Origin of the sequence: Psychrilyobacter piezotolerans (genome assembly GCF_003391055.1) — a bacterium.
GTDB classification, from domain to species: domain Bacteria; phylum Fusobacteriota; class Fusobacteriia; order Fusobacteriales; family Fusobacteriaceae; genus Psychrilyobacter; species Psychrilyobacter piezotolerans.
In genome coordinates, this window is record NZ_QUAJ01000031.1 from 1 (window position 1) to 16,772 (window position 16,772).

At 35.2% G+C, this 16,772-nt stretch carries 18 protein-coding genes; 14 read left to right on the top strand and 4 right to left on the bottom strand.

The annotated features are described in order from the left end of the window. Positions 1-120: 120 nt before the first annotated feature. Entirely contained in the window at positions 121-834 is a 714-nt protein-coding gene (locus DYH56_RS13275; RefSeq protein ID WP_114643365.1) for a hypothetical protein, read from the bottom strand. A gap of 418 nt (positions 835-1,252) precedes the next feature. On the opposite strand from DYH56_RS13275, the gene DYH56_RS13280 reads away from it, so the two are divergent. Next, entirely contained in the window at positions 1,253-1,495 is a 243-nt protein-coding gene (locus DYH56_RS13280) for a hypothetical protein (protein ID WP_114643366.1), read from the top strand. Between the two features lie 126 nt (positions 1,496-1,621). On the opposite strand, the gene DYH56_RS13285 is transcribed toward DYH56_RS13280, so the two are convergent. Next, on the bottom strand, positions 1,622-1,840 hold the full coding sequence (locus DYH56_RS13285; protein WP_114643367.1) for a hypothetical protein: 219 nt from the start codon (positions 1,838-1,840) through the stop codon (positions 1,622-1,624). A gap of 1 nt (position 1,841) precedes the next feature. Continuing rightward, positions 1,842-2,225: a pentapeptide repeat-containing protein gene (locus tag DYH56_RS13290; protein ID WP_114643368.1), complete on the bottom strand. Its 384-nt coding sequence runs from the start codon at positions 2,223-2,225 to the stop codon at positions 1,842-1,844. A 256-nt stretch (positions 2,226-2,481) separates the two neighbouring features. Here DYH56_RS13290 and DYH56_RS13295 point away from each other — a divergent pair, with 256 nt between their 5' ends. The 13 genes from DYH56_RS13295 (at position 2,482) to DYH56_RS13355 (ending at position 14,229) form a co-directional block, all read left to right on the top strand. Further along, positions 2,482-2,787: a type II toxin-antitoxin system RelE/ParE family toxin gene (locus DYH56_RS13295; RefSeq protein WP_114643369.1), complete on the top strand. Its 306-nt coding sequence runs from the start codon at positions 2,482-2,484 to the stop codon at positions 2,785-2,787. Between the two features lie 202 nt (positions 2,788-2,989). Beyond that, positions 2,990-3,286: a helix-turn-helix domain-containing protein gene (locus DYH56_RS13300; RefSeq protein WP_199533033.1), complete on the top strand. Its 297-nt coding sequence runs from the start codon at positions 2,990-2,992 to the stop codon at positions 3,284-3,286. A 743-nt stretch (positions 3,287-4,029) separates the two neighbouring features. Further along, positions 4,030-4,845 (top strand): MipA/OmpV family protein, encoded by an 816-nt coding sequence (locus DYH56_RS13305; RefSeq protein WP_114643370.1) that lies wholly within the window; start codon positions 4,030-4,032, stop codon positions 4,843-4,845. Positions 4,846-4,967: 122 nt separating this feature from the next. Beyond that, positions 4,968-5,957, top strand: coding sequence for a D-glycero-beta-D-manno-heptose-7-phosphate kinase (rfaE1, locus tag DYH56_RS13310; protein ID WP_114643371.1), 990 nt, complete (start codon positions 4,968-4,970; stop codon positions 5,955-5,957). Positions 5,958-5,966: 9 nt separating this feature from the next. Continuing rightward, entirely contained in the window at positions 5,967-6,446 is a 480-nt protein-coding gene (gene ispF, locus DYH56_RS13315; protein ID WP_114643372.1) for a 2-C-methyl-D-erythritol 2,4-cyclodiphosphate synthase, read from the top strand. Positions 6,447-6,722: 276 nt separating this feature from the next. Then, entirely contained in the window at positions 6,723-7,823 is a 1,101-nt protein-coding gene (locus DYH56_RS13320; RefSeq protein ID WP_114643373.1) for a DNA-processing protein DprA, read from the top strand. Positions 7,824-8,010: 187 nt separating this feature from the next. Beyond that, entirely contained in the window at positions 8,011-9,327 is a 1,317-nt protein-coding gene (rsxC, locus tag DYH56_RS13325) for an electron transport complex subunit RsxC (RefSeq protein WP_114643374.1), read from the top strand. Between the two features lie 103 nt (positions 9,328-9,430). Beyond that, positions 9,431-10,360 (top strand): RnfABCDGE type electron transport complex subunit D, encoded by a 930-nt coding sequence (locus DYH56_RS13330; RefSeq protein WP_114643375.1) that lies wholly within the window; start codon positions 9,431-9,433, stop codon positions 10,358-10,360. Continuing rightward, positions 10,357-10,890 (top strand): RnfABCDGE type electron transport complex subunit G, encoded by a 534-nt coding sequence (locus DYH56_RS13335; protein ID WP_114643376.1) that lies wholly within the window; start codon positions 10,357-10,359, stop codon positions 10,888-10,890. Before DYH56_RS13330 ends, DYH56_RS13335 begins: the two co-directional genes overlap by 4 nt. Further along, on the top strand, positions 10,890-11,495 hold the full coding sequence (locus DYH56_RS13340; protein WP_114643377.1) for an RnfABCDGE type electron transport complex subunit E: 606 nt from the start codon (positions 10,890-10,892) through the stop codon (positions 11,493-11,495). The genes DYH56_RS13335 and DYH56_RS13340 overlap by 1 nt, the downstream gene beginning before the upstream one ends. Before the next feature lie 3 nt (positions 11,496-11,498). Further along, a complete protein-coding gene (gene rsxA, locus DYH56_RS13345; RefSeq protein ID WP_114643378.1) occupies positions 11,499-12,083 on the top strand; it encodes an electron transport complex subunit RsxA in 585 nt (194 codons plus the stop codon). A 40-nt stretch (positions 12,084-12,123) separates the two neighbouring features. Further along, positions 12,124-13,149, top strand: a complete 1,026-nt coding sequence (locus DYH56_RS13350) for an RnfABCDGE type electron transport complex subunit B (protein ID WP_114643379.1) — start codon at positions 12,124-12,126, stop codon at positions 13,147-13,149. A gap of 216 nt (positions 13,150-13,365) precedes the next feature. Then, positions 13,366-14,229 (top strand): DMT family transporter, encoded by an 864-nt coding sequence (locus DYH56_RS13355; protein WP_114643380.1) that lies wholly within the window; start codon positions 13,366-13,368, stop codon positions 14,227-14,229. 382 nt (positions 14,230-14,611) lie between these two features. On the opposite strand, the gene recQ is transcribed toward DYH56_RS13355, so the two are convergent. Next, on the bottom strand, positions 14,612-16,747 hold the full coding sequence (gene recQ / locus DYH56_RS13360) for a DNA helicase RecQ (RefSeq protein WP_114643381.1): 2,136 nt from the start codon (positions 16,745-16,747) through the stop codon (positions 14,612-14,614). Positions 16,748-16,772 lie beyond the last annotated feature (25 nt).

A 16,772-nucleotide genomic window follows, 5' to 3' on the forward strand; every position in this document is an offset into this window, starting at 1 on the left:
AAAAATTCATCTGCAGTTAACTTTTAAAAAATTTAAAATCTTAGCACCTTTTTTTGTAATGCCATTTTTTTTAAACTTGACTTTAAAAAAAATCAATTATTTTTACTTGACTTCATATAGTTAGTCTAATATTTCTTCATATTTTAAGCCATTTTTTTCAGTAAGTTTTTTCTCAATTATGGAGTCAAAATATTCCAGGTGCCATTCTGAATAAGTCTTAGAACTATTGCACAATATTTCCATAATTTTATCTTTTGCCTCGTCTATCTTTTTAAATCTTTTCATATATTCCATACAGCTTTTTTGATTTATTTTGCTATAAGAATCTTCCATTGTAGGAGTCTCAAATACACCAGAAAAAACTGAGTATGGAGAACAGTTTATCCTCCATTTAATAGAACCATCTTTTTTAGGCCATGGATTTTCTTTTATTTCTGTGGTAAGTAACTTTTTTAAAGCTACATCTATGTCTATCTCAGCTAAATTTATAAATGCTTCCTCTAAGGATATTTCTATATTAAAGTAACCTGCATATGGATAGAACTCAATTTTATTACATAAGAAATCATAATATTCAAAATTATTCTTTACTTCTTTTGTTATAAAGATTTGTTCATATCCGTTTCCTAGTTGATCCATCGTAATAGCTTGAACTTTTCCAAGATGTTTAGTGTTGTAGGCATATTCAATAGTATCTCTTATCTGATTGGTTATATGTAGGTTTGGACTCATTGCATCTAGTTTCTCAATACTTTCATCAGTTAATTTTATCCTTACTGGACTTCTACTACTCTCGATACCCTTTCTTCCTCGTGTGTTACATTGTTTTGTCATAATTATTCCTCCATTTTATTTTTTAAATCATTGCTGTGATCTTTCTATTAATAAGTATAAGGTAACATATCTAATTTAAGAACAAATAAAAAAACAAATAATAAAAAGCCTTTTTTTGGCACTAAAAATATTTAAAGCTTGAAAGTATCAGCAAAGGATATTCTTGGTGGTAAGAATATTATTCTTTTAATGATAAAGACTTGAAGAATGTAGATGAAAGAGCTAGAATGTATAAATTAGGGGTTTTGGAAGGGTGAAAATCCATAAGCTTCTTGGGATTTTAGGAGGAGATAAAATGGTTTATTGTTCTCTTAAATGAAGCTATTTTAAAATTTTAAAAAAAACACCCAAATGAAGCTTTTATATCGTTAAGGTGTTTAGGACATGATAAAAAATAAAATACAGAGGAGAATGTCATATGAGATTTGAAATGCTAAAAGAAACAAAACATCCAAAGAAAAATTTATTTTTACAATACGGTAACTGGCATTGGGATGATAGTGAACCATCACAAGGCTATAGATTTATTTGGAAAAGTCCTGAAGGTAAATTATTACCTCAAAGGGGACAGGCTTATATTGAGTCATTAGATGAAGCTATGGAACTTATGGCTCAGGCTATGAAAGAAGGTTGGGCTTCCCCTAAAACATGGACAGAATAAGTGAGAAATCGCAGACAAAATATTGAAAAGTAGTAAAAAAAAGGACACTCGATTATAAGTGTCCTTTTAAGGTTGATTTTATTGGGTTTATTTATGAAAGTTACAGAATAGTTATTACAGAACTTTCTAGTTAGCGACTTTTCCTCCAACTAACCCTACCATACACCCAAAACCAGATTGCCAACCAAATGTAGCTACTTTATATAGATCTTTTTGCATGTCATTAGGTGTTGCTATAAAAGCAAGTGTTATTGCTATTAAAATCGACAGTACTGTTAAACCAGTAACAATCATTAATGCCATTTTGAATGTTTCAGGAATTTCTATAGGTTTTTTAGATTCCATTTTATTTCCTCCTATTTCTATTCGTATCTAAAGATATTCCTATAGGATTTATAGTAAATTCAGCTTTATTAAGTTGTTGTTTTTTGATATTAGTTTCTTCAAAATTTGTACCTGTAATTATTGCACCTTCAAAATTTGTATCTGTAAGTTTAGCCTTTCGTAGATCTGTCCCAGATAAATTTGTATTACTTAAATTTGCTCCTGATAAATCAATACCTTTTAATTTAACTCCTGAGAGGTTAACTCCTGAAAGATCTACACCTCTATATTCCCCTTTTTCTCTAAGAATAATCGTTGTCCCTTCCTTATTTTCAACTATAACCGATCTTGATAATGGATGTTTAATAGTTTCAATCATTATATTTTTTAGATCTTTAATTTTCATCCTCTCTCCCCTTTTTTAGTTATTTTTATTAGTTTTACTTAAAACTAATATTATCTTTAAATTTTTAAGAAGTCAAATCATAGTGATTTAGGATTAGTAAGATCTTTTAATGCTTTGAAATTCAATTTTAATATAAAATTTGACTTATACATCGTATCCGGTGTATTATATACTATAAAATAAAGCATCGTTTAGATGTTTAAATCTTGAATTCGTTTAAACGATGTTTAAATTAATTTAAGAGGTGAGTAATAACATGGAGTTAAAAGTATGTAATGAATTTGAGGAACAATTAGTTAAAGTCAGTGAAAAAGAAGGTGGAAAAATCAAAATACTTGCTGGTATTCTTGAAAAGATAGATTTATTAGTCGAATTTAATGGGTTTGTACCTGGACAAACAGTTGCAATAACAAATCACAAACCTTTGAGAGAAATAAGATATAAAGACTATAGAATTTTTTATGCTGTTCAAAAGAATATTATTAAAGTTTTGAGTATTCTTCAGAAAGATCAAAACAAATTTGACAATAAGACTTTCAAAAAGATCAAAGACCTTTTATAAGTAACCTACAAGATTTAATTCTTGTAGGACTTATTAGTCCTCAAGTGCTAATATAACTCTAAAAAACTCTAAAAACTCTTGAATTAGGAAATAACATATTAAATAATAGGAGGGGAAAATTATGGCTAGAAAAAAAATACAAAAATGTAAAAACTTCTACCAAGAATAATGTTTTTTTTAATTATTATCAAGGAGGAGAAATATGGAAAATACAAAGAACATGAGCTCATTAGAAGAATTTAAAAAAAGAATTTTATCTGATGAAAAAGTAAAAGAAGAATACGAAGCATTAAAAATAAAACAAGATATTATAAAATTATTTTTACATTACAGAACAGAAAACAATTTATCACAAAAAGACTTAGCGATTCAAATTAATACAACTCAACAAGCTGTATCTAGATTAGAAAAAAACTTAATAAATCCTAGTATTGAATTTTTAGCTAAATCTTTAAGAACTTTAGGATATGAATTAGTATTAAAAAAAATAAATAATTAACTAATGCTTCACGATAATTAAAATTTCAAATTAAATCAATTTAAGTAACATTAACAACAAATTTAAACAATACTAAGTAATCAATAGTTTAGTCCATTGAAAAAATAAGGAGGTATAATTAGTCAATTTTTTAACATTTTATAAAAACAAATATTAAAATAAATATTAAAAAAAAAGACCTAATTAAAATGTTAGGTCTTTTTTACATAATATAAGCTATAAAGTAGCTTTAAAAGTTTAAAATTAATTTTAGACTATATTTTTTGTCCCTCCAATGAATCCTCCAAAATATTGATCTCTCCTAATTGTATTTTTTTTTATGATTTTTTCAATAGTTCATTATATTCAAGTACATTAAGTAAGCCACGATCGTCATTGTAGAAACATTACAGCCGAAGCTTAACTACTATAAACTTCATTTTAAATCAATAACTCCAAAGAAATTGCAATAGTTTTCCTTATAACATTTAAAATTTATTTTTAATTATAATGAATTTTAATATTCGTTAATCGGGAAAACGCTAACAGGGAAAGAGTGGGGAAATCCCAACTATAAATTTTAACTTTGGTTTCGACCTGTTGAGGTTCACATTTAAAATCAAGTTTTGCTACACTTGATTTTAATATTCGTGAAATCAACACAGGAGGAAGAGGGAAGCTTAAATTTTAATACTCTATATAGAAGAATTGTCTCCCTTAATATGGTAATATTAGATTAGAGATTTAAAACCAGGAGGGAAGATATGAAAAGAATAATTTTAGTTTTATTTATTTTATTATCTGTATTGAGTTTTTCAGAAAATAATGGGTCGGACAGGGAAGGGGAGTCAGAATATAAATTTTCTTTAGGATTTATGACGGGGTACGGGAGTAAACTCTATCAGATAGAGGAAAAACAATCACGTTATATACCACTTGTAGGCTTAGAGAGTGAAACTCTTTATATTAAAGGTACTGAAATAGGTTACAGGCATAAGCTGAATTCAAAGCTGACATTGACTGGGTTTTCACAACTTTTTGGAGGGATAGCACTCCAAGGTGCTGGAGGAGCAATAGGGGCAACTCAACTGAATAATTCAGACATGAAAGATGGATATAAAGGAATAAACAGCAGAGATACCCAGGTGGAATTTGGATTGAGACTGGGTTATAATACCGATTTTCAAAAGGTAAAACTTATAGGTGAAGTGAGGGGTGGAAAAAGAGGGGGATCAGGAAAAATATCTGCCCTGAGACCTTTTGTAGTAACTGATAAATTGTTAATCATACCACAGATCAACCTTAGTTTACTGGATAAAAATATGGTGGATTATTATTTTGGTGTAAGTGAAGACGAGGTAAATGATCCTAGAAGTACTAAATTAAATGAAGTTTATGAACCAAATAAATTTGCGTATGCTTCAGCTATAGGAGCATCAGCCAGATATAACTTTACCCCCAACTGGACGGTATTTGGTTTAGCAGAGATACAGTATGTAGGGAATGAGATTGGAGATTCACCCATTGTAGACAATAGGGCAAATTATTTTATAGGTTTAGGTTTGAGATATGATTTTTAGAAAATAAAGATAGTCAGTTTAAATGAACCGTGGCACTGTCTGTCACGGTTTTTAAAATTGAAAAAATCTAGATGTGATGTTATACTAAGGGTACATAAAACATGCGATTAATGGGAGGAAAGATGGTTGCCAAGACTAGATTAATAGATATTTTAGATAAATTTAAAGATATGACAATTGCAGTAATAGGGGATATGATGTTAGATGACTATATTATAGGAGAGGTTACCAGAATCTCGCCGGAAGCTCCGGTACCTGTAGTAAATGTAAAGGAGGAAAGGTTTGTTTTAGGCGGGGGAGCCAATGTCCTAAATAACTTATCTGCCCTTTCATGTAAGTGTCATTCCTTTGGAGTAATAGGAGATGACGGAAACGGAAACAGGTTATTGAATGAATTGAAAAAAGAAAAGATAGATACAGTAGGTGTAGTAATTGCAGAGGACAGACCTACCATAGTAAAGAGAAGAATTATAGCTCAGCACCAGCAGTTATTAAGACTGGACTGGGAAGATAAAAAAGATATAACACCGTATCATGAGGAGCTTATCATAAAAAATTTGAAATCCCACTTAGATAAGTTAGATGCGATCATCCTATCGGACTATGATAAGGGAGTGCTTACTCCTACTTTAGCTAAAAAAGTTATTGAAATAGCTCGTGAAAATAATATAATAGTAACGGTAGATCCAAAACCAAGTAATGCCTTAAACTATATGGGGGCTACATCTATGACTCCCAATAGAAAGGAAGCTATGGAATGCATGGGGTTATCTGTGATAGAAGATACAGAAAAACTAGGTCTGGAATTAAAAGCTAAATTAAACCTGGATAACTTACTTCTGACTAGAAGTGAGGAGGGAATGAGTATATTCCTGGAGGATGAGATTATAAATATTCCGACCTTTGCCAAGGAAGTATATGATGTCACTGGAGCAGGAGATACGGTTATTTCTGTATTTACCCTGGCAGCCGCCGCCGGAGCATCATGGCATGAGGCTGCTAAAATAGCCAATGTAGCAGCAGGAGTAGTAGTTGGAAGAATGGGAACATCCACTGTGACCAAAGAAGAGATAATAGAATTTTATGATAAAATTTACCATGAATGGAAGTAGGTTGAGACTATGTATAGGATAGGAAACGGATATGATGTTCACAGATTGGTAGAGGGCAGAAAACTGATCCTGGGTGGGATAGAAATACCCTTTGAAAAAGGGCTGCTGGGGCACTCAGACGCAGATGTATTGATTCATGCCATCATGGATGGATTGTTAGGAGCTTTGGCCTTGGGGGATATCGGGCAGCATTTTCCAGATACAGATGAGGCCTATAAGGGGATATCCAGCATAAAATTATTAAACCATGTAAAGAAACTTATAGATGATAGGGGCTTTGAGATAGTGAATATAGATTCTCAAATAGTGATGCAGCAGCCTAAATTAAAACCCTATATTATTGAGATGAGGAAGAACCTGGCTGAAGAATTGGATTTAGACTTGGACAGGGTAAGTGTAAAGGCTACAACCGAGGAAAAATTGGGATTTACCGGGGAAGAAATTGGGGTAAAATCCTATGCAGTGGTGCTGTTGAGAGAGAAAAAATAAATAGGCTGAGAAGGTTTTCGGAGTGATTCCGAAAACCTTTTTTTATATATATTTGTAATTTTTTATATATATTTGTAAAGTGGCAGCAGGTGAAACCCCTCTGAAATCTCATGTTGATAATGTTTTAGTATAAATATAAAAAAGAAGCTTGTTTTTCAGTAATTTTTAAGTTATATTTAATACTAATTAAATGCTTATATTTTAATAAAAATTTTATAAGGTTTTGTTAAAAAAATCACGATTTAGATGTGGTAAAAATCTGCCGGGAGGAGTTCTGTGCTATATACAAAGGAAGATTTTATGTTATTTTCATTGATATATTCAGATGTTTCTAGGAGAGGCTACCCATCTCCTAAATTGAGTCACGATATCCTTTATAAGTTGTTTTTTTATTCTGTAGACAGGAAACAAAATATATTTAAATTGGATAGGATCTCCCTGAAAAAAATAATCTTAGAATCGGTGCATATATTAAAGGTGGAGAATCCCAGGATAAAGGCTGAAAAAAGGGTAGAGAACGCTGTAACATACTTTTTATCAGAAGATGGAATTTTAAACCTGGAAAGATTAAAGATCAGGGTAGGGGAGGAATTTCAAATCTGTGAAAAAGAGGATATTAAATTTTTAGGATACTTTTCTAAAAAATATCCTAAAAATTTAAAGGAGCTGAAAGATCCCCCATTTATGATCTTTTACAGGGGTTATTTTCCCAATGAGAAGGAGTTGGAAAAATCTCTGGCCGTAATCGGCAGCCGAAAACCGGAAAAAAAATATGGCCGGGAAGTGGCCAGGAGGATGGGGGTATTGTTAGCCAGAAATAATTGGTGGAATATCAGCGGATTAGCCCTTGGATGTGATGAATATGGTCATATGGGTAGCCTTGAGGGCCAGGGGCAGACAGGGGCAATATTGGGGCAGGGTCTGGCAACTCCCATATACCCTAAAGAAAATCGGGAGTTGTCGGAAAAAATATTGGAGAAAAATGGATTTTTGATGTCGGAACTCCCTCCTACAACTTCTAACTTGTCTATATTCTTTATCTTGAGAAACCGCCTCCAGTCTGGAATGACCTGTGGTATCTTTGTGGTGCAGACAGGCAGATCTGGAGGGACCCTCCATACCATCAAATATTCTTTGGAGCAGGAACGAAAAACAATCCTTTGGGATCCTGTTGATATAGAGGAATTGGAGGGGGTGAGCGAAGTTTTAGGAAATAGAATATTAATCGGGGATAGAAAGGATAAGCTGGGGATTTCCATAGGAGGAGATTTGAGAAAAAAAATACTAAAGATAAAACAGGCTGTGGGAATCTATGAAATTCTAAATGATCAAAGTTCAAAAAAACGTATTATATTTCACAATAGAAGACTTTTTTAGCTGGAAATCATGTATAGTTATAGTTAACGAACTTATAACAAAAGAATGTCATTTTAGCATCCAAAAGGATAAAAAGAATAAATTCACAACACTAAATGTTGTATTACTGAACGAATTGTGGTAAAATTAAGGGCAAATTACGAAAAAAATAATTAAATATAAATTAACAAAAAGGAGTGTTTTGTAGATGAAACTGTTTACGTTCAAAGGCGGGGTACACCCTTCTGAAAACAAGGTACAGACTGAAAATGAAGCTATTCAAACTTTTGACGCGCCAAAGATGGTACATGTAGCACTGTTGCAGCATATTGGTGCACCACTAAATGCCCTGGTTAAACCAGGGGATAGAGTACTGAAGGGTCAAAAAATTGCAGATAGTGAAGCTTTTATGTCAGCACCGGTTCATTCACCAGTGAGTGGAGTAGTTAAAAAAATTGAATTTTTACCATTTCCATTAAGTGGAAAGGTGAACACAATCATCATTGAAAATGATGGTGAGGAAGAATTGGCAGAATTAAAAACGATCAAAGACTGGAAAAGTGCACCTAAGGAAGACTTACTTGCAATGATTAGAGAGAAAGGAATAGTAGGAGTAGGAGGAGCATGTTTCCCAACTCATATTAAACTAAATCCACCAAAAGATGTAACTATCGACACTTTAGTGATGAATGGAGCAGAATGTGAGCCGTATCTAAATGCAGATAACAGACTTATGCTGGAAGATCCCAAATCAATCATTGAAGGGATAAAGATCATCATGCATATCTTAGGAGTGAAAAATGCCAAGATAGGTATTGAAAATAATAAACCAGAAGCTATAGCATCTATGATAAAAGCCAGTGAAGGGGATAATGGTATCGAAGTCTGTCCACTTAAAACTCAATACCCACAGGGTGGAGAAAAGCAGCTTATCAAAGCTATCTTAGACAGAGAGGTTCCAAGCGGGAAATTACCTTCTGCTGTAGGAGTAGTGGTGCAAAATACTGCAACGGCAGCTTTAGTATATGATGGAATCGTTAATGGAATGCCGCTTATTGAAAAAGTAGTGACTATTTCAGGAAAAGCAATCAAAAAACCTATGAACTTGAAAGTTAGAATAGGAACTATGTTTAAAGATATGTTAGATTATGCAGGGGTAGAGAGAGAAGAGGTAGACAAACTTGTTATGGGGGGACCTATGATGGGAATGGCCCAGCATACAGAAGATGTACCTGTAGTTAAAGGAACGTCCGGTTTATTAGCTCTTACAACGGCAGAAACAAATCCTTGTAAGGCAAAAAACTGTATCCTTTGCGGGAAATGTATAGGAGCCTGTCCAATGGGGTTAGAGCCTCTTATGTATGCTAAATTGGCTAAATTTAATCAATGGGAAGAGATGGGAAAATATAAATTGATGGACTGCATCTCATGTGGATCATGTGCTTATATCTGCCCGTCAAACAGACCGTTGACAGAAGCTATCAATATCGGAAAAGCTAAGTTAAGAACTATGGCAAGGAAATAAATAGAAGCAGTAACTTGTAATTATTGATTTATTATCAGTGGTTGGCGGATTGTGATATTCACTATTCATCAATGACGGTATATAAAATTTAGGAGGCAAAAAAGTGGCGAAATTGTTAAAGATGGGTCCTTCACCACACGTGAGAACCAGTGAAACAGTAGAAAAAGTAATGTATGACGTAATAATAGCTTTATTACCGGCATTACTTATGGCAGTCTATGTATTTGGAATACAGGCACTGACTACTACTTTGATTGCAGTTGGAACATGTATGGCAACTGAAGGGATTATGCAGAAAATAATGGGTAAAGATATAGAGGTAAAAGATGGAAGTGCAGTAATAACAGGTATATTATTTGCATTCGTTGTTCCGGTAACTATGGCATACTGGATAATTATAGTTGGATCTGCAGTTTCTATCCTATTAGGAAAGATGTTATTTGGCGGGTTAGGACATAATATATTCAATCCGGCATTGGTTGGTAGAGCATTTGTTCAAGCGTCTTGGCCGGTAGCTATAACTACTTTTGTATTGGACGGCCAGGCAGGACCGACTATGTTAGATGCTATGAAAAGAGGGTTAGACGGAACTTTGGTTGCAGCAGGAAACCCATATATGAACGCTCTACTAGGTAAAATGGGTGGATGCATTGGAGAAACTTCAGCATTGGGACTCCTATTAGGTGGAGCTTACTTAATCTATAAAGGTCAGGTAAACTGGAAGGTACCGGCTATTATAATAGGAACAGTAGGAGTGGGAGCATTTTTATTCGGTGGAGATCCGATAATGCATATGTTATCGGGAGGATTATTCTTAGGAGCATTCTTCATGGCAACAGATATGGTAACTTCTCCATATACTGAAAAAGGTCAAATGATATTTGCCTTTGGAATAGGTGCTTTGGTAACTTTAATCAGATTTAAAGGCGGATATCCTGAAGGGATGGCATACTCTATCCTGATCATGAATGGAGTTGTACCCCTTATAAATAAATACACTAAACCGAAGTTGTTTGGAGGTGTAGCAAAATAATGAATAGATTAGTACATTATGGTGCTGTATTACTGGTAATAGCAGCAGTTGCAGCTGGATTGTTATCCAGTGTAAATACAATAACTGCACCACAAATAGAAAAAATCAACAGAGAGATAGTAAATAAAGCTAGAAAACAAGTACTGCCTTTAGCAGCAGAATTTAAAGAGGCGGCGGAAGTAACAGCCGAAGGGGAAACATTTATTCCTGGTTACGACGCTGAAGGGAATTTAGTGGGGTATGCAAGTACTGTAAAAACCAACGGATATTCCGGTGTGATAACTTTCGTATTGGGATTAGATACAAAGGGAACTATCACTGGTCTAAAGGTTACCGGGCAGTCAGAAACTCCCGGACTTGGAACAAATGTAGAAAATGCTGATTGGCAGGCTCTTTGGGTTGGCAGAGATGAATCTTATGAATTTAATAAAAGTGTAGACGGTTTTGCAGGAGCTACAATATCTCCTATGGCTGTATTTACCGGAGTAAAAAAATCAACTAAAGCATTTGAAGCAGAGGTGAAAAACTAATGGCTAAGAATAACTATATAAAGCTTTTAACAGATCCATTAATTAAGGGGAATCCGGTATTCGTATTATTGCTTGGATTATGTCCTACACTAGGTGTAACTAACTCGGCTATCAATGGTATGGCAATGGGACTGGCGACACTGGTGGTTTTATCATGTTCAAATGTAATCATATCAGCTATAAAAAACCTGATACCGGCAAAGGTTAGAATACCGGCTTATATCATTGTAATAGCTACTTTAGTAACTATCGTACAGATGGTAATGCAGGGGTACCTTCCGGATCTCTATTCAGTATTAGGGTTATTTTTACCCCTGATAGTTGTTAACTGTATAATCCTGGGAAGAGCCGAGAGTTTTGCTTCTAAAAATGGGGTATTTCCTTCATTATTAGATGGTATTGGAAATGGACTGGGGTTCACTCTGGCACTTACAGTATTAGGTGCTATCAGAGAAGTTTTAGGAAATGGAAGTTTCTTCGGATTACAACTGACTCCTCCTACATTCCAGCCGGCGTTAATATTCATATTAGCACCTGGAGCATTTATAACAATTGGTTTTATCATAGCAACACAAAATTATATTAAGATGAAAAAGGAGGGATAATCGATGGATTTAGGAAATTTATTTGGAATCATATTTGGTTCTATATTTATAAATAACTTTGTATTTGCTAAATTTTTAGGGATATGTCCTTTCATGGGTGTTTCTAAAAAGGTAGAATCTTCAATAGGAATGGGGATGGCCGTTACTTTCGTAATGACCTTGGCATCAGCAGTAACCTGGGTAGTACAAAACTATCTATTGGTTCCCTTTGGATTGGAATATTTACAGACAATAGCATTTATATTAATAATAGCTTCATTGGTACAATTTGTTGAGATGGCAGTGCAAAAGACTTCACCTAACCTTTATAAGGCTTTAGGAGTATTTTTACCACTTATCACAACTAACTGTGCGGTACTAGGGGTAGCAATTTTAAATATTCAAGAGAAGTATAACTTTATTGAAACTGTTGTAAATGGTATGGCAGCAGCAATAGGATTTACTATGGCACTTATCTTACTTGCAGGAATAAGAGAAAGATTAGAATATGCAGATGTACCAAGACCATTCCAAGGTGTAGCAATAGCCTTTGTCACAGCTGGATTATTAGCTATGGCATTTATGGGATTCTCTGGAATGAAAATATAATTAAAATAATTAATCTATGAGATAGATTTGGAGGTTAGAAATGATATACGCTGTATTAGTATTAGGAGGGATCGGTCTGACTATGGGACTGTTCTTAGCTTTTGCTTCAAAGAAATTTGAGGTAGAGATAGATCCTAATGTTGAAAAAATAATGGATGTATTACCTGGTGCCAACTGTGGAGCCTGTGGATTCCCTGGATGTGGAGGGTATGCAGAAGCAGTAGCATTAGAAGGTGCTGACCCTACACTATGTGCTCCTGGTGGTGCACAGGTTGTAAATGATATAGCAGCTATTATGGGTGGTGAAGGTGCTGACCCGAATGCTGTAAAGCAGGTAGCCAGAGTAAAATGTCAGGGAGATAACTCTAAGACAACTAAGATATATGACCTGGATACTGAGATGAAAACGTGTGCTACATCTACCCTTTATTTTGGTGGAGACAAGTCATGCTGGTATGGTTGTTTAGGATATGGAGACTGTGTAAAAGTATGCCCGGCTGATGCAATAGAGATCAATGCAAGAGGGATCGCAGTTATAAATGAGGAAAAATGTATCTCATGTACTAAGTGTGTGAAGGAATGTCCTAAAAATATCATAGAGATGATGCCTGAAAATCAAAAAGTAACGGTATTGTGCAGCTCTAAGGATAAGGGGGCCCAAGCCAGAAAATCTTGTACTGTAGCATGTATCGCATGTGGAATGTGTGTAAAGGCATGTCCGGTAAAAGTAAAAGATGCTGACGGAAATATAATTAATGCAGTTACGGTAAAAAATAACGTAGCCAAGATCGATTCAGATCTTTGTATCAACTGTGGACTTTGCTCGATGAAGTGCCCGACAAATGCAATAGTAAATGAGATTAAAGAGGTTAAGAAAGCCGAAGTAATCGAAGAAAAATGTATTGGTTGTACAGCTTGTGCAAGAGTATGTCCGGTTGCCTGTATCGAAGGAGCAGTTAAAGAAAAACATAAAGTTGACCAGGAAAAATGTATTGGCTGCGGACTTTGTTTCGATAAGTGTAAATTCTCTGCAATTAAGATGAATGTAACCGAAGTGAGAAAGTAAACCTAACCCCATCCGTCCTAAAGGACACCTTCCCCTTTACAAAATGGGAAGGATAGTGGGGAGAGATAAAAAAGGCGGAATTGGAGATTTCTGATTCTGCCTTTTGCTATTTATCTGTTATACATTTATATATCAAATAATAAACAAATTTTACTTCTATTCCTAGTTAAAAGGTGATATTATTTATGGATGTAAAAAGATTAGAGGGGGTTATAGATGAAAAAGGATCTTATTATACTGCATACTGCGGTGTTACTTTTCGGATTGTCGGGACTTTTCGGTAAACTCATAGAGGCACCTGCCCAGGTCATTGTCAGCGGCCGGGTTATCTCTGCTGCAATATTTCTTTATATTGTTCTTAAGTTTAAAAATGAGAGGGTAGAGATGAGTTCTCCAACTTCAAAAAAAATTATAATTTTGCAGGGGTCACTACTATTTCTTCACTGGTTTTCATTTTTTCAGGCGATTAAGTTATCCAGTGTAGCTCTGGGACTGCTGTCTTTTTCGAGTTTTCCTATTTTTACAACCTTTATGGAACCACTGTTTTTTAAGGAAAAATTAGAGGGAAAAAAAATTATTACTGCCATGATAACTTTTATCGGGATTTCCATGGTAATACCGTTAAATGGGATAGATGTTAAGATGTTAAACGGGATAGGAATGGGGGTGTTTTCCGGATTTTCATTTGCAATTTTGGCCATAATGAATAAAAAGTTTTCAAGCTCGGTATCGGGGATCAAACTTACATTTTATCAGTGTCTGGGAGCATCATTTTGGTCTATTCCCGTTTTATTGTTATGGAATAAACTTCCATCGGTAAGGGATATATTTTTCATGGTAATATTAGGAGTAGTTTTTACGGGGATAGCCCATACCCTCTTTGTCCTGTCGCTCAAGAGGATCAGTGCAAGCACGGTGAGTGTTACCACATGTTTAGAGCCTGTATACGGGATTATATTTGCTGCCTTTATATTGGGAGAGATTCCAACCCTGAAGATAATAATGGGAAGTACTATAATCATACTTGCCGCATTTGTAGCTACTAAAATGACAGTTTTAAAGGATAAACCTGCGGTGTAAATTAAATAAAAAAGTAGAGGATGAGCCTGGCTCATCCTCTACTTTTTTTAGGTTATTTTCAATAAAATTTTCTGAAGCTTATAGTCATCCCAAGAGACCCTCTCTCTTTCTTTCTCTCTCCCTCCACAGGGAGAGAGATTTTCACTTTTTAATCGAAGTTTATAGTCGTTGAGCTTCAGCAGTACTGTTTCTACAATGACGATTGTGAGCTACTCACTAAGACAATTATAAACCTTCTTGAACTTTTACGTCTCGTTTTCTTTCAAGAGAAAAGAGACCCGTATTAAAGATGGAATCTTTAGAATCTAAATTTAACACTCGTGAACCTAAACTACAAAGAAAGACGGACAAAGCTTAGTTTCTGAGCTTCTGTTTTACTTAATCACACTTGATTTACTTTGAGCTCCTGAAGTACCGCCTTGATCTCATAATATTCAATATCCTTGGGAAGTTCATCTTTTATGGGCCGGAGGAGAGTTCCGCCGACCTTTTCTATGGCAGCCAGTATCGTTTTCTTTTTTTCACTGTCCACGATCCTGGACAGGTCAACTTCTAATCCCTCGTCCATACATTTGAAGAGATGGCTGAGGATGGTATCGAACTTACTTTTTCTTTCAGCTGCAATTTCACCCACATTTTTACCCTCTAAAAATAATTGGTAGGAGATCCTGTGGGTGCTGTCCTTGGTACTTGCTTTTTTAGGTTTAGCCTCTTTTTTTAGGACTTCCTTCACTTCTATGGGGCTGGTGTCTCCCTTTATCTCTTTTATTACCTCTAAAAATTTTATTCCGTATTTTTCATATTTTTTCTCTCCTACACCACTTATATCCAATAGACCTTCATAGTCAGTAGGGAGATATCTGGCCATCTCCTGGATGGTTTTATCGGAAAATATAGTATATGGCGGTTTCCCTTCAGTCCTTGCAATATCAGCTCGAAGTTTACGAAGGAGATCAAAGCTGCCCTCCCATTCATAGGTAGTTTTTCTCTGGATTTTCGTTACCTTTCTGGTAAAATTCTCCTTACTCTTTATAAATTCAAAGGCTTTTTTAGTCAGCCTCAAAGTCGGGAACTCTGTTTTAGTAACTTCTAAATATTCATCTCCTACAAGGAGGTCCACCAAAGCTCTGATGTCTTTTTGGGAATAATCGGAGAGGAGCCCATAGGTAGATGCTTTGTCTAAATTCCAGTTGAGGATACTCTTATTTTTAGAGCCTCCCAGGACTCCTACAATCATATTTATTCCAAATCTCTGCTCTGTACGGTAGACACAGGAAAGTATTTTTTGAACCTCAATTGTGATGTCTTCTACTTCACCGTCATCCAGGCAGTTACTGCAATTGTCGCAGTTTTCTATCCTGTCATCCCCAAAATATTCTAAAATATATGATCTGACACATTTAGAAGTATGGCAGTAGTTCACCATGGAACCCAATTTTTCCCGTTTGATATTCATGATCTCCTCGGAGGATTCAAACTGATTGTTGTTTATGAAAAAAGTCTGGGTCTGTATATCTTTGGGATTGAATATTAATATACAGTGAGCATCCAACCCGTCTCTCCCGGCTCTCCCGGCTTCCTGATAGTAGCTTTCCAGATCTTTTGGCAGGTTGCTGTGGATAACAAAACGTACATTGGACTTATCTATTCCCATCCCAAAGGCATTGGTGGCAACCATGAGGGTTAGTTTATCATTTATAAAATCATCCTGGTTCTGCTGTCTTTCGTTATCGGACATCCCGGCATGATATTTCCCTACCCTGTATCCACGGTCAGCTAACTCTGAATAGATGGAATCGACTTCCTTCCTTGTGGAGGCATAGATAATTCCCCCCTCATCGCTGTGTTCTTTGAGGTATTTTTTGATATAGGACAAACTGTTAACACCTTTTACAGTGGTAAATTTCAGGTTTTTCCTGTCGAACCCGCTTATGAAGACATTGGGCTTGAACCTCAGGTTTTTTATAATATCTTCCCTGACTTTGGGAGTTGCAGTAGCTGTAAATGCTGTAATTATCGGGCTGCTGGGAAGTTGTTTTATAAAATCAGGAACATTGAGGTATGATCTTCTAAAATCATGCCCCCACTGGGAGATACAATGTGCCTCGTCTATGGCTATCTGGGATATCTTTTCCATTCTGATCCTGTCGATAAACTCTGAATTTTCAAATCTTTCCGGGGTGACATAGATAATCTTATGGTCTCCATTTGAGATCTCCATATAGATGGTGTGCATCTCTTTAGGTGTCAGGGTGCTGTTGATATAGACCGATGATACTCCCAATGTATTCAATGCATCTACCTGATCCTGCATAAGGGAGATTAGAGGAGACACCACAAGGGTTATCCCCTCAAATATCAGAGCGGGAATCTGGTAGCAGATGGATTTACCTCCCCCGGTGGGCATAATTCCCAAGGTATCATGGCCGTCCAGGATACTTTTAATGATGGGTTCCTGTCCCTCTTTAAAACTGCTATATCCAAAATATTTTTTTAAAATTTCATAAGCTTTATTCATAACTAACTCCTTTTTTTACCGCGAA

Excerpts from the sequence above, each read along its gene's own strand:
- rfaE1 (WP_114643371.1), top strand. The coding sequence starts at position 4,968 with ATGGTTGCCAAGACTAGATTAATAGATATTTTAGATAAATTTAAAGAT.
- DYH56_RS13305 (WP_114643370.1), top strand. The coding sequence starts at position 4,030 with ATGAAAAGAATAATTTTAGTTTTATTTATTTTATTATCTGTATTGAGT.
- DYH56_RS13340 (WP_114643377.1), top strand. The coding sequence starts at position 10,890 with ATGGCTAAGAATAACTATATAAAGCTTTTAACAGATCCATTAATTAAG.
- rsxC (WP_114643374.1), top strand. The coding sequence starts at position 8,011 with ATGAAACTGTTTACGTTCAAAGGCGGGGTACACCCTTCTGAAAACAAG.
- recQ (WP_114643381.1), bottom strand. The coding sequence starts at position 16,747 with ATGAATAAAGCTTATGAAATTTTAAAAAAATATTTTGGATATAGCAGT.
- DYH56_RS13355 (WP_114643380.1), top strand. The coding sequence starts at position 13,366 with ATGAAAAAGGATCTTATTATACTGCATACTGCGGTGTTACTTTTCGGA.
- DYH56_RS13285 (WP_114643367.1), bottom strand. The coding sequence starts at position 1,840 with ATGGAATCTAAAAAACCTATAGAAATTCCTGAAACATTCAAAATGGCA.
- DYH56_RS13290 (WP_114643368.1), bottom strand. The coding sequence starts at position 2,225 with ATGAAAATTAAAGATCTAAAAAATATAATGATTGAAACTATTAAACAT.
- rsxA (WP_114643378.1), top strand. The coding sequence starts at position 11,499 with ATGGATTTAGGAAATTTATTTGGAATCATATTTGGTTCTATATTTATA.
- DYH56_RS13300 (WP_199533033.1), top strand. The coding sequence starts at position 2,990 with ATGGAAAATACAAAGAACATGAGCTCATTAGAAGAATTTAAAAAAAGA.
- DYH56_RS13275 (WP_114643365.1), bottom strand. The coding sequence starts at position 834 with ATGACAAAACAATGTAACACACGAGGAAGAAAGGGTATCGAGAGTAGT.
- DYH56_RS13295 (WP_114643369.1), top strand. The coding sequence starts at position 2,482 with ATGGAGTTAAAAGTATGTAATGAATTTGAGGAACAATTAGTTAAAGTC.
- DYH56_RS13350 (WP_114643379.1), top strand. The coding sequence starts at position 12,124 with ATGATATACGCTGTATTAGTATTAGGAGGGATCGGTCTGACTATGGGA.
- ispF (WP_114643372.1), top strand. The coding sequence starts at position 5,967 with ATGTATAGGATAGGAAACGGATATGATGTTCACAGATTGGTAGAGGGC.
- DYH56_RS13280 (WP_114643366.1), top strand. The coding sequence starts at position 1,253 with ATGAGATTTGAAATGCTAAAAGAAACAAAACATCCAAAGAAAAATTTA.